The organism is Mycolicibacterium parafortuitum (assembly GCF_010725485.1).
GTDB lineage: Bacteria > Actinomycetota > Actinomycetes > Mycobacteriales > Mycobacteriaceae > Mycobacterium.
Map to the genome: position 1 here is coordinate 4,932,245 of NZ_AP022598.1, position 13,034 is coordinate 4,945,278.

Annotated in this window: 9 protein-coding genes; 5 read left to right on the forward strand and 4 right to left on the reverse strand. The window is 72.0% G+C overall.

Annotation, left to right across the window (positions count from 1 at the left end; genetic code table 11):
- The first annotated feature begins 116 nt into the window (after nucleotides 1-116).
- The gene (locus tag NTM_RS23190) at nucleotides 117-833 is read left to right on the forward strand and encodes a GAF and ANTAR domain-containing protein (protein ID WP_104865584.1); all 717 of its coding nucleotides are present in this window, start codon (nucleotides 117-119) and stop codon (nucleotides 831-833) included.
- 95 nt (nucleotides 834-928) lie between these two features.
- Here the strand turns inward: NTM_RS23190 and NTM_RS23195 are convergent, their stop codons facing one another.
- Together NTM_RS23195 and NTM_RS23200 are read right to left on the reverse strand one after the other, a co-directional pair.
- Entirely contained in the window at nucleotides 929-4,498 is a 3,570-nt protein-coding gene (locus NTM_RS23195; protein WP_232079818.1) for a hypothetical protein, read from the reverse strand.
- Nucleotides 4,499-4,791: 293 nt separating this feature from the next.
- Nucleotides 4,792-6,504, reverse strand: coding sequence for a GAF domain-containing sensor histidine kinase (locus NTM_RS23200; protein WP_179963979.1), 1,713 nt, complete (start codon nucleotides 6,502-6,504; stop codon nucleotides 4,792-4,794).
- A gap of 113 nt (nucleotides 6,505-6,617) precedes the next feature.
- On the opposite strand from NTM_RS23200, the gene NTM_RS23205 reads away from it, so the two are divergent.
- Genes NTM_RS23205 through dosR form a run of 3 tightly spaced genes read left to right on the forward strand, consistent with a single transcriptional unit; the run spans nucleotide 6,618 to nucleotide 9,103 of the window.
- On the forward strand, nucleotides 6,618-7,607 hold the full coding sequence (locus NTM_RS23205; protein ID WP_163768228.1) for an Acg family FMN-binding oxidoreductase: 990 nt from the start codon (nucleotides 6,618-6,620) through the stop codon (nucleotides 7,605-7,607).
- Nucleotides 7,601-8,425, forward strand: coding sequence for a universal stress protein (locus NTM_RS23210; protein ID WP_104865547.1), 825 nt, complete (start codon nucleotides 7,601-7,603; stop codon nucleotides 8,423-8,425). Before NTM_RS23205 ends, NTM_RS23210 begins: the two co-directional genes overlap by 7 nt.
- Before the next feature lie 39 nt (nucleotides 8,426-8,464).
- Nucleotides 8,465-9,103 carry a hypoxia response regulator transcription factor DosR/DevR gene (gene dosR / locus NTM_RS23215; RefSeq protein ID WP_104865548.1) on the forward strand — a complete coding sequence of 213 codons (639 nt, stop codon included), beginning with the start codon at nucleotides 8,465-8,467 and terminating at the stop codon, nucleotides 9,101-9,103.
- Nucleotides 9,104-9,113: 10 nt separating this feature from the next.
- On the opposite strand, the gene NTM_RS23220 is transcribed toward dosR, so the two are convergent.
- Both NTM_RS23220 and NTM_RS23225 read right to left on the reverse strand, forming a co-directional pair.
- A complete protein-coding gene (locus tag NTM_RS23220; RefSeq protein ID WP_163768231.1) occupies nucleotides 9,114-10,103 on the reverse strand; it encodes an Acg family FMN-binding oxidoreductase in 990 nt (329 codons plus the stop codon).
- 78 nt (nucleotides 10,104-10,181) lie between these two features.
- Complete coding sequence (locus NTM_RS23225; RefSeq protein WP_163768234.1) at nucleotides 10,182-11,831, reverse strand: glycoside hydrolase family 13 protein; 1,650 nt, start codon at nucleotides 11,829-11,831, stop codon at nucleotides 10,182-10,184.
- Nucleotides 11,832-11,944: 113 nt separating this feature from the next.
- Between NTM_RS23225 and NTM_RS23230 the strand changes: the two genes are divergently transcribed.
- Nucleotides 11,945-12,994, forward strand: coding sequence for a LacI family DNA-binding transcriptional regulator (locus tag NTM_RS23230; RefSeq protein ID WP_163768237.1), 1,050 nt, complete (start codon nucleotides 11,945-11,947; stop codon nucleotides 12,992-12,994).
- Nucleotides 12,995-13,034: the final 40 nt, after the last annotated feature.

Genomic DNA, 13,034 nt, shown 5'->3' on the forward strand with positions numbered 1-13,034 from the left:
ATTGGCGTTTCACGTGCCCAAACGGTCACAATCTGGAGATCTCCGACGCGCACCCCGATGGCGGCGCCCAGCGGTAGCCTGTAGTCCCTTATTGACGCAAGAATCGGACGGTGACGGTGAGCGATCGAGCCGACATGGAGGCCACACATCTGCGGGTGGCCGAACTGGTCCAGGGTCTGCACAACCGGCCCGAGGCCGACTCGGACACGGTGGTCGCCGAGCTGGCCGAGCATGCGGCCATGGAGATCCCGGGCGCGATGTACGCCGGGATCACGTTGACCCGCAATGCCAAACGTGTCGAGACCCCGGCCAGCACGCATCACTGGCCGCTGCTGCTGGACAAAATCCAGCAACGCCACCTGGAAGGCCCGTGCCTCACCGCGGCGTGGGAAGAGAAGACGGTCCACGTCCGCGACCTGGAGACCGAGACCCGTTTCCCGAACTACCGGCGTGACGCGCTCGCCGAGACCCCGATCCGGTCGATCATGGCGTTCCAGTTGTTCATCGCCGACGAGACGCTCGGAGCGCTGAACATCTACTCCGAGGAACCGGACGCGTTCAGCTCGGAGGCCCGCACGCTGGGGCTGATCTTCGCCGCGCACTCCTCGGTGGCGTGGAATTCGGCGCGCCGCGAAGACCAGTTCCGCAATGCACTGGCCAGTCGCGATGTGATCGGTCAGGCGAAGGGCATGATCATGGAGCGCTACCGGGTCGACGCGGTGCGGGCGTTCGAGCTGTTGCGCAAGCTGTCGCAGAACTCCAACGTCCCGTTGAGCAAGGTGGCCGCCGATCTGGTCGCCCAGGCGCAGACGCCCGTCGCCGACGGGGCCTGAGCCGCGGTCGACCGACCGCACCGGGTCCCCGACCCGGCAGCATCTGAGTTGGTCGCCGTCTCGGATGCCGCCGGGCCGGGTCGTCCCGAGCCGCGCTACTGGGCGTCCCAGCGGTCGCGGCGGTCACCGGCCGGCGCGCCACCGGTCGTCACGCGCCGCGGAACCTCGACATTGCCCGGCGTCGCGGCCGAATCTCCCTGCGACGCCGACCAATCCGTGCCGACACAGAGCAGGTCGGACGGAACCGGCACCTCGTTGGGCAGCGGGACCGGCAGACCCGGGATCGACGGGATCGTCAGGGACGGCGGCGTGATCAGGTTCGACAGGCTCGTCGCGGCCAGCGGCGCGATCGGGCTGGGGACCCCGGGAACCGAGACACTCACCGCGCCGGAGCTGCCCGGCACGGGCGGTGTGCCCGGAGGCACGATGCTCATCACCGACGATGCGGTGTTCTGCACGGTCCGGGCCAGACCCGGCGGCGTCAGCAGATCCGACAGGGTCAGCGTGTTGCCCGCGGTGCCGGGGAACGGCTGCCCCGGTGCGCCTGCCGTGACCGACGTCGAGTTCGGCGGGGTCGGCGGCACCGGCGGAGCCGGGTAGTTGATGTAGGTGTTGGTCGACCCGGGCGGCAGCGCCGGCGTCGGGGGCGTGCCCGCACTGCCGGGAACCGACGTCGAGCCGCCGGGAACGCCCGGGGTCGGCGGCGTCACCACACCCGCCTCACCGAAGACCGGCGCACCGGGTACGCCCGGGACGGGCGGGGTTCCGGCGCCCGCGGGCACCGCGTCCACCCCACCGGGAACACCCGGGGCCGGAGGCGTCACCACACCCGCGTCACCGACCACCGGAGCACCCGGGACACCGGGGGCCGGAGGCGTCACCACACCGGCGGGCACCGCATCGACGCCGCCGGGAACACCCGGGGCGGGAGGCGTCACCACACCCGCGGGCACCGCATCCGCGCCACCGGGAACACCCGGGGCCGGCGGCGTCACCACACCGGCCTCACCGAACACCGGAGCGCCAGGAGCGGGCACACCGCCCGGACCACCGGCCGGGATTCCCGCTGCGGCCGGACCTGCATCGCCCGCGGCGCCGCCGCCGGCCGCGGCGAGCGGAGCGCCCTCACCACCGACACCACCGGCGGCACCTTCGACGGCAGCACCACCGGCACCACCCCCGCCGGCGCCCGCGCCACCACCTGCACCCGCGGCACCCTCGATCACGGCACCACCGGCCGGGGCAACCGCACCGGCCTCACCGAACACCGGTGCACCGCCGGGAGCCACGGCACCCGCAGCGGCATCCAGCGGCGCGCCCGCGCCCGCCGGCACGGCTGCGGGAGGAGCGGCCACGCCTGCCTCGTCGACGATCGGGGCGCCGGGCAGACCCGGAGCCGGCGGCGTCGCGACGCCGGCCTCACCCACCACCGGAGCGCCAGGAACACCCGGAGCCGGCGGCGTCACCACAGCACCATCACCGCCAGCAGGCACCCCGGGAACACCCGGAGCAGGCGGCGTCGACACACCCGACTCACCCACCACCGGAGCACCCGGAACACCCGGAGCCGGCGGCGTCACCACAGCACCATCACCACCACCAGGCACCCCGGGAACACCCGGAGCAGGCGGCGTCGACACACCCGACTCACCCACCACCGGAGCACCCGGAACACCCGGAGCACCGGGATGCACGATGTCGGTCCCGGCCTCGGCCGGGGTGCCCGGCGTTCCCGGGGCACCCGGCGTCGGGACCTCGATGCCGGTCTCGACCGGTGCGCCGGGGGCACCCGGGGCACCGGGCGTCGCCACGTCGATGCCGGTCTCGACCGGTGCGCCCGGCCCGCCCGGGGTACCCGGGGTCGTCACGGTCATCGAGCGCTCGATCGGCGCCGCGGGAATCTCGATCCCACCCTCGTTCGCGACGTCGACCGAGGAGGTCACCGGGGTTCCCGGCACCCCGGGAACGCCGGGCGTGGTGAAGTTCGCACTGGCCTCCAACGGCGCTCCGGGCGTGCCCGGGGCCGGCGGGGTGCCGATGTCGATGCCCGCGTTGGACGGATTGAACGTGATCTCGGGGGTCGGCGGCGTCGTGTAGGTCGTCGACCCCTCCGACGGGATACCCGGCACACTCGGCGGCGGCGGGGTCGAGATCTCGACCACGGAGTCCGTCCCGGTACCCGGCGACGGCGGCACGGGCGGCGAGAACGTCTCGATCGCACTCGACGACGGGGTTCCCGGGGCCGGCGGCGCGGGCGGCGAGAACGTCTCCACCGTGTTGACGGCGGGGGTGCCGGGGGCACCCGGTCCCGGAGGCGTCACCACAGAAGCGTCGCCACCGGTCGGCACACCCGGAGCACCGGGCGTACCGGGAGGCACCACGCCGGCCTCGTCGACCACGGGGGCACCGGGAGCACCCGGCCCCGGAGGCGTCACCACACCACCGTCACCCACGGTCGGCACACCCGGCCCACCCGGCGCGGGCGGGGTCACCACACCACCGTCGTCGACCACCGGGACACCCGGGGCACCCGGCCCCGGAGGCGTCACCACACCACCGTCACCCACGGTCGGCACACCCGGCCCACCCGGCGCGGGCGGGGTCACCACACCACCGTCACCGACGACCGGCACACCCGGGGAACCGGGAGCCGGGGGCGGGAGCACACCGCCTTGGCCGTCGACCGGCAGACCGGGGACGGGCGGAGCGGGCGGCGCCACGATTCCGGCGTCACCGAACACCGGAGCACCGGGAGCAGGGACCGGCGGCAGCGCCTCACCGGCGGCCGCGGCGACGGGCGCACCGCCCGGAGGGACCGCGCCCGCGGCACCCTCGACCGGCGCACCGCCGCCGACACCCGGGCCACCGGCTCCGCCGCCACCGCCTGCTCCACCTGCTCCGGCGCCCATGGGGGCACCGGCCTCGGGAGCACCGGGACCCGGCGCCACCGCGCCGGCCTCACCGAACACCGGGGCACCGGGCGCGCCCGCCGGAGGAGCGGGCAGCGCGGCGCCCGCGGGCACGGCGGCCGGACCACCGGGAACGGGCGGTGCGGGCGGGCCGCCGGCACCGACGGGCACACCGGCGGGAACAGCGGGAGCGGGTGGGAGTGGCGGCAACGCGGCGCCGCCGTCACCGAACACGGGCACACCCGGAACCGGCGGCGTCGGCACACCGGGGTTGCCGACCGGAACTCCGGCCGGAGCGCCGGGCACCGGTGGGACCGGCGGAGTCCCACCACCGGACGGGGTCACCAGCGGACCGCCGGGGACGGGCGGCGTCGGCACGCCGGGATTGCCGACCGGAACTCCGGCCGGAGCGCCGGGCACCGGCGGAACCGGCGGAGTCCCACCACCGGACGAGGTCACCGACGGAGTCGCGGGTGTCGGCGGGACGGGAGGGGTGGAACCCGAGGACGGGACGACCGTGGAACTCGGAGGCCGGCCCGGCACCGGCGGCGTCGCGGCCGACACCGGCCCACCGGCGGGCGGCCTCACCACCGGCGGCGCCGGCTCACCCGGGGTGGTCAGCGAACGGGCGGTATCGGTGAGCGCCTGCGGAATCTCGCCGGGGCGGGACACGATCTGCTGCAGGATCCCGACACAGGGCACGCCGCCGCGGGTCGGTTGCGCATTTGCCGCGGGACCCATCAGGGGGGCGCTCAAGAACAATCCCGCGCTGCCCATCATGACAACGACGATGCTCTTTTTCGTCCGAGACATGTGCTCCCAGTCCTTCTGCGGTCGAGCCGCGAATTACACGCGCGTAGTTACTGGGGCTTACTGAACCGACAATTCGGGGAATCGCCGACGCGACAGATGGGGTGTTATCCAACCGTTGCCAAGGAGAAGCGGTCCCGTCACCGGCACCCGGGGCGGACCGGACCTGCCGTCCGGGCCGTCGAACTGGGAAGATCGCGCGCGACCGCCCGGTCAGCGAAGGAAAAGCCCCGCGCGGGTCACGGCAGCGGCGCGCGCCACGACAACGTCGTCCCGCCGCCGTCGGCGTTGCGCACCGAGAAGGTCCCGCCGACCTCGTCGGCGCGGCGTGCAAGGTTGACCAACCCGCTGCCGGTGACATCGGCGGGCATCCCGCTGCCGTTGTCGGTGACCTCGATCGACAGGTCGTCGTCGACGGTGACGGTCACGGTGACCGCACCGGCGTCGGCGTGCCGAACGACGTTGCTGATCGCCTCGCGGACGACGGCCTCGGCGTGGTCGGCCAGCGTCGCGTCGACCACCGACAGCGGGCCGACGTACTGCACCGACGTGCGCACCCCGGATCCGGGGAACGCATTGACCGCCTCGTCCAGACGCTGCCGCAACCGCGTGACCCCCGCCGAGCCGCCGTGCAGGTCGAAGATCGAGGTGCGGATCTCCTGGATGACCTCCTGCAGATCGTCCACGCAGTCGGACAGCCGCTGCTGCACCTCCCCCGACCGCGCCCGCGCGATGGTGCCCTGCAGAGACAGCCCCACGGCGAAGAGCCGCTGGATCACGTGATCGTGCAGATCACGGGCGATGCGGTCGCGGTCGGTCAGGATGCTCAGCTCCCGCATCCGGTGTTGCGCGCTGGCCAGCTGCCACGCCAGTGCGGCCTGGTCGGCGAACGCCGCCATCATGTCCAGCTCGTCATCGCGGAACGGTTGCCCGCCAGCGGGTCTCAGCGCGATCAGCACCCCGGCGACGGTGTCGGGGGTGCGCAGCGGCAGGACCAGTGCCGGGCCCACCACCGCGCCGGTGCCGATGTCGCAACCGACGTACTTACCCGGCGTCCGACCGACGAATGCGTCCCCGATCGCGGTGCCGGACACCGCGATCGGCGCGAACGGGTCGGCCGGTGCCGCTCCGGCGGTCGCGACGACGGACAACTCCGCCACCTCGGCGTCGGGTCCGTCGTGCTCGCCGGCGATCGCGACGAGCGTCGTCGCCGCGCCGCTGAGCTTCTGCACCTCGTCGGCCACCCGCCGGAACACCCCGGCCGGGTCGATCCCGGACAGCAACTCGGTGCCGATGTCGCGGGTCGCCGCGATCCAGGACTCACGCGCCCTCGCCTGCTGGTAGAGCCGGGCGTTGTCGATCGCGATGCCCGCCGCCGCCGCCAGCGCCTGCACCAGCACCTCGTCGTCCTCGCTGAACGGCTGCCCGCCGATCTTGTCGGTCAGGTACAGGTTGCCGAACACCTCGTCGCGGATGCGCACCGGCACACCGAGGAACGTGCGCATCGGCGGATGGTTCGGCGGGAACCCCACCGATGCGGGGTGACGCGAGATGTCGTCCAGCCGAATCGGTTTCGGGTCGTCGATCAGGACACCCAGCACACCGCGGCCCTCGGGGAGATGGCCGATCTGATCGCGGGTCGCCTCGTCGATGCCCTCGTAGACGAACTCGACCAGTTCGTGTTCGTAGCCGCGCACGCCGAGCGCGCCGTACCGCGCGTCGACCAGATCGATCGCGGTGTGCACGATCGTGCGCAGGGTGTCGTCGAGTTCCAGCCCGGAGGTCACCGACAACATCGCCTCGACCAGTCCGTCCAGCCGGTCCCCGCCCTTGATGATCTGCTCGACCCGGTCCTGCACCTCGGTGAGCAGTTCTCGCAGCCGCAGCTGGGACAGCGTGTCCCGCAGCGGGGTCGCGCCGTCGGCGGCGTCGGGCGGATCGGTAGGGGTCACGCCACCATCGTGCCCGAACCTCCGGCGCGATCCGCGACATACTGAGGACTATTGACCCTGGCGCGTGCCCGCCCCCGGAGAGGATCGTCGGAAGTGAACCGACGGAGGTCAGGATGTCAGCGCAACAGCTCCCCACCGCGACGATCGTCGACGCGGTGACGATCGCATGCCGGGCGCCGTCCCTGCACAACAGCCAGCCGTGGCGGTGGGTCGCCACCGAGTCCACCATCGAGCTCTACGCCGACCCCGACCGGACCATCCGCGCCGCCGATGCCACCGGGCGCGAGGCGCTGATCAGTTGCGGTGCCGTCCTCGACCATTTCCGGGTCGCGATGGCCGCCGCCGGATGGGCCACCACAGTGCGGCGCCTGCCCGAACCGTCCGACCCGCACCACATCGCCAGCATCGAGTTCTCCCCCGCCGAGGTCTCTGCCGAGCACCGCCGCCGTGCCGACGCGATCCTGCTGCGCCGCACCGACCGGCTGCCGCTGAACGCCCCCGCCGACGAGGAACTCGACGACATACTGGGCAGCCCAAGCGAACACGTGACGGTCCAGATCGACACCGTCGCCGAAGACCAACGCGACCTGCTGGCCGAGACCTCTCATCTGGCCGAGGCGCTGCGCCTTTACGACACCGAGTACCACTCCGAACTTCGCTGGTGGACCTCCGATTTCGTAGCCGACGGCGGGATACCGCGCAGCGCGCTGGTATCGGCCGCCGAGAGTGACCGGGTGGGTGTCGGCCGCATGTTCCCGGTGACCACCCAGCCCGAGCGCCGCGACCACGTCGCCGCGGACCGCGCCGGGATCGTGGTGCTGTGCACCGCCGACGACACCGCCGAGAGCGTGCTGCGGTGCGGCGAGGCGCTCTCCGCGCTGCTTCTGGACGCGACCGCGACCGGGATGGCCACCTGCACCGTCACCCACATCACCGAGATCCCCGAAGGCCGCGACGTCGTCGCGGCGGCGATCTCGACCGCGGGCATCCCGCAGGTGCTCGTCCGCGTGGGCAGGGCTCCCGCCCTCGACGCGACCCCACCGCCGACCCCGCGCAGGCCGGTATCCGAAGTGCTCGAAATACGCAGAGGTGCACCATGTTGAACGTTGCGGGTTCCCCGTGCATCGTCGTCGGCATCGACGGCTCCCCCGCCGCGGTCGACGCCGCGCTGTGGGCGGTCGATCAGGCCGCCGACCACAACCTGACGCTGCGGCTGGTCTATGTCGTCGACACGCACGACCAGCAGAACGTGGACCCGCAGCAGCAGGCCCGCCGACTGGCCACCGCGGACCTCGCGATGCGCTACGCGCTGACCGCGGTCGAGTCCACCGAGAAACCGGTGACCATCGAGATGGAGATCCTGCAGGGCCGACCCGTCGAGAAGCTGCTGGAAGCGGCGGGGCGCGCGACGCTGCTCTGCGTCGGGGCGCGAGGGCTCCGGCATGCGACACAGGGCCGGATCGGCTCGACGGCCGCGGCGCTGTCGGCGGCCGCGCACTGCCCGGTCGCGATCGTGCGGGCACACCGGCCCCACAGCAGCTCCGACCGTGCCGTGGTCATCGAGATCGCCGGCCCCGCTTCCAGCGACACCGTGCTGCAGCGCGGGCTCGACGAGGCGCGCCGCAGGCACGCCCCGGTCCGGGTCCTCACCCCGGCCCGCAGCCACGCCGACGCGGCGGCGCGCTGGGAACGCCGGCTCGACGAATGGCGGCGCCGCTACCCCGATCTCGACATCAGCGCGGTACCCACCGGCGCCGACACCCTCGACTACCTCGCCGCCCACGGCGAGTCACTGCAACTGCTGGTCGCGGGCCGGCAACGCCCCGGCGGGGTCACGCCGCTGGTCGGCGCGCCGGGTAACACCGCCCTGCGCGACACCGATTGCTCGATACTGTTGTGCGAGGCGCCGCGCGCGCTGTGAACGAACGGTGCCGACCAGTGGAGAGCAGGACGTCGCGACATGGTGAAGGTGTTCCTGGTAGACGACCATGAGGTGGTCCGGCGTGGGCTGATCGACCTTCTCGGCAGCGATCCCGAACTCGACGTCGTCGGCGAGGCCGGTTCAGTAACCGAGGCGATGACCCGCATCCCGGTGCTGCAACCGGACGTCGCGGTGCTCGACGTGCGGTTGCCCGACGGCAACGGCATCGAACTGTGCCGGGACCTGCTGTCCCAGATGCCCGATCTGCGCTGCCTGATGCTGACGTCCTTCACCTCCGACGAGGCGATGCTGGATGCGATCCTGGCGGGCGCCAGCGGCTATGTGGTCAAGGACATCAAGGGCATGGAGCTGGCCCGCGCGATCAAAGAAGTCGGCGCCGGACGCTCGCTGCTGGACAACCGCGCCGCGGCGGCACTGATGGCCAAGTTGCGCGGCAAGGGCGAACGCACCGATCCGCTGTCTGGGTTGACCGAACAGGAGCGCGTGCTGCTCGACCTGCTCGGCGAGGGGCTGACCAACAAGCAGATCGCGGCCCGGATGTTCCTGGCCGAGAAGACCGTCAAGAACTACGTCTCGCGCCTGCTTGCCAAGCTCGGGATGGAACGCCGGACGCAGGCGGCCGTGTTCGTCTCCAAACTCGACCGCCGCGCCGACTAGCTCACACCGACTAGAAAAGCGGCGAACCATCCAGTGCGGTAACGACTTCCGCCAGATCACGGCGCGGCGTCGACGGCAGCGGATCGGCGTTGAGCGGAGCCCAGCCGACCCGCAGCAGCATCTGCGGATACCCGTCGGCGCCGAACACGTCACGCCGCACCGCCTCCCGCGTGTCGGCGACCTCCAGCGGCTCGGTGACCGGGCAGCTCGCCAACCCGAGGGCGGTCGCGGTCAGCAGCACCACGCTGGTCGCCTCACCGGCGCGCAACCAGGACATGCGGTCGTCGCCCGCCGTGCCCAGGGCCAGCACGGCGGCCTTGTCGTCGTCCGGCGCGGTGTCCGGCGTCTGGTGCAGCACCCCGCCGGCGAACGCCCTGGCCGGGACCGCCCCCGCGGTACCGGCAGGCACATTCTTGGCCGGCACCCCCGCCGTCGCGGCGTACCGCCCGCTCCAGGTGGCCAACTCGGCGAGATAGCCGTGGTCGGCCCGGTGCCGGAAGGCCGCCTCGTTGACCAGCCGGGTCAGGCCTTCCAGGTCGTCGACGCGGCGCAGCGCGACACCGGCACGGGCCGCGCGCGCACCCATCAACGCGATGTCGCCTTTGGGGACCGGCCATGCGCTGTAGTAGCGACGGTCGGTCCGCCGCCGCGGGATCGCCGCCGCCAGCGTGACGTCGAGATCGGCTGCCGGATAGGGCCGCAGCTCCAGGGATGCGAGATGGTCCGGATCGGCCGGGTTCGGCAACCGGTGCACCTTGGGCTGCCACCCGAGCGCCGACAGCGCCACCACACAGTGATGCAGCGCCGCACCGCAGCTGAGCATCAGATCACGCGCTTCGGGGTCGGTATGGGGCAGCAACAGATCCCGGTTCGCGTACAGATGCACGCGCTGCGGCCCCAGCCGCCACTGCCACGGCTGCGAGTTGTGCACCGACGGCGCGCGATTGGCCAGCGACAGCGCCGACCGCAGCGTCTCGGTGTCCGGGAAGTGGGCGTTCATACCCCCCAGGGTGCGCCGCGACGGCCGCGTTGTTGAGGGCACAAAGACCTTTATCCAGCGGCCTTTTTCCAGCGGCTTTTATCCAGCGGTGCGCAACCACACCGCGGTGTCCGGCGGCAGCACCGTGTCCACGCCCGGCCACGACGCCAGCGCCACCGAGGCGCCGGCCGGCAGGTCCACCGACTCGGTGCCGGTGTTGACCCAGCACTGCGCTGCACCGCGTTCGAACGCCGCCACACCCGCGCCCGTGTCGAGCCACTTCACCTCACCGGCGTCGCGCCACAGCGCGGGGCGCAGCTTCAGGGCGGCGCGGTACAGGTTCAGCGTCGAGTCGGGATCGCGGTCCTGCGCCTCGACGCTGTGCTGCGCCCAGTGTCCCGGTTGCGGCAGCCACGTCACCGCGGCGGGATCGGCCGCGAACCCGTAGGTCCTGTCCTCGTCGTTCCACGGCAACGGGATACGACAACCGTCGCGGCCGACATCGGTGAATCCGGACTGCACCCAGGTCGGGTCCTGACGCACCTCGTCGGGAAGATCCTCGATCTCCTCAAGGGCCAGTTCCTCACCCTGGTACACGTATGCGGTGCCCGGCAGCGCCAGTTGGATCAGTGCGGCGGCGCGGGCGCGGCGGCGGCCCAGCGCGTGATCCGGTTCCTCGCCGGCCCAGCGGGCGCGTTCCCAGTCGGTCTCGATCAGATGCTCGGGCTGACTGCGGGAGAACCGCGTCACCGTCCGGGTCACGTCGTGGTTGGACAGCACCCACGTCGGCGGTGCCCCGACCGACGCCGCGGAGCCGATCGCGTCGTCGACGACCTCGCGCAATGCGTCGGCCCGCCACGGCGAGCGCAGGAAGTCGAACTGGAACGCGGTGTGCAGTTCGTCGGGCCGCAGATACCGGGCCAGCCGCTCGTTACTGGGCACCCACGCCTCGGCGATGAAGATCCGCTCCGGGCTGTACCGGTCTGCCACCCGGCGCCACCCCCGGTAGATCTCGTGCACGCCGTCCTGATCCCACGCCGGGTGCGCGCCCTCGACCTGCAGCATGGTCTGCGCCGCGTCGGCCTGTGCGGCATCCGGCAGGCCTGCGGCCTTGATCAACCCGTGCGCCACGTCGATGCGGAAGCCGTCCACGCCCCTGTCGAACCAGAACGCCAGGATGTCCTCGAACTCGTCCCGCACCTCGCCGTTGTCCCAGTTCAGGTCCGGCTGGCCGGGAGCGAATAGGTGCAGATACCACTGACCCTTGCGCGGTCCCGTCGCGACCCGCGTCCACGCGGGGCCGCCGAACACGCTCTGCCAGTCGTTGGGCGGCAGATCTCCGTGGGCACCACGGCCCGGGCGGAAGTGGTAGCGCTCGACGGCAGCCGGGTCACCCTCGAGCGCGGCGCGGAACCACGCGTGCCGGTCGGAGGTGTGGTTGGGCACGATGTCGAGGATCACCCGGATACCGAGCCCGTGCGCCTCGGCGATCAGCGCCTGGGCCTCGTCGAGGGTGCCGTAGGCCGGTTCGATGTCTCGGTAGTCGGAGACGTCGTAGCCGGCGTCGGCCATCGGGGACGGATACCACGGGTTGATCCAGATCGCGTCGACGCCGAGCGCGGCGAGGTACGGCAGCCGGACGGCCAGACCCTTGATGTCACCGATGCCGTCGCCGTCGCCGTCGGCGAAGCTGCGGATATAGACCTGGTAGACGACGGCTGTCTGCCACCACGACGGCTCGGGTGCCACGGGAACTCCTCGGCGGGTTGCGTAAACGTTTACGGCACCAGAGTCAGCCTTACACGCCGAAGTGTCAATCGGGGATCGCGTCACGTAAATAATTACGTTAATCTCGGCGCCTGATGATCCCGAAGCAGACGGTCAACATGACCGACGTCGCGGCACGCTGCGGTGTGTCGATCGCTTCGGTGTCACGTGCCCTGCGCGGCGAACCGGGTGTATCCCCGGCCACCAGGGACCGCATCCTGTCGGCGGCGCGCGAGCTGTCCTACGTGATCTCCCCGGAGGCATCGCGGCTGTCCGGCGGACCCACGGGCCGCGTCGGCGTGGTGGTCCCGCGGGTCGACGCGTGGTTCTACTCGACGATCGTCGCCGGGATCGCCGACGAATTCGACGCGGTCGGTGTCGATCTGGTGTTGTGCACACTGCCGGACCCGGCCGCGCGGCACCGGTTCTTCGAAGCATTGCCGTTGCGCCGCAAGGTCGACGCGGTCGTGGTGGTGTCCCTGCCACTGTCGAGCCGGGAACGCACCCGCATCGATCAGCTCGGGGTGCCCGCGGTGTTCGTCGGTGGCCACCGGGACGTCGGCGGGCGGGTGTGGGTCGGTATCGACGACGAACTCGCGGCCAGACAGGCCGTCGGGCACCTGCTGCGGATCGGCCACCGCGACATCGCGATGATCCAGGCCGGCCCGGCGGACCCCGACGACACCGACACCCCGTGGGCGACCGATCAGGCCCGCATCGACGGGTTCCACGGGCAGATGCGCGAGGCCGGACTCACCGACCCCACCGTGGTCACGGTGAAGTGGAGCATCGACGGCGGATCCCGGGGCATGGAGGAGTTGCTGAGCCGCCCCGAGCCGCCGACCGCGGTGTTCTGCCACTCCGACGAGATCGCCCTCGGCGCACTGCGAACCTTGCGTCGCGCAGGAATCGCTGTCCCACACCAGATCTCGGTCATCGGCGTGGACGATCACCCGTCCGCGGACGTCAACGATCTGACCACCGTCGCGCAACCCGTTCGCGACCAGGGCCGCATCGCCGCACATGCGGTGCTGACCCAACTCGCCGGGGCGGCTACCGTTTCGGCGTCGTCGCAGCGGGTAACCGCTGCGACCACCCTGCCCACCCGACTGGTCATCCGAGGATCCACTGCCCCGCCGCGCTGAGACCGCTACCCCACCGAGCTTGTGAGGTGTGACACACTCT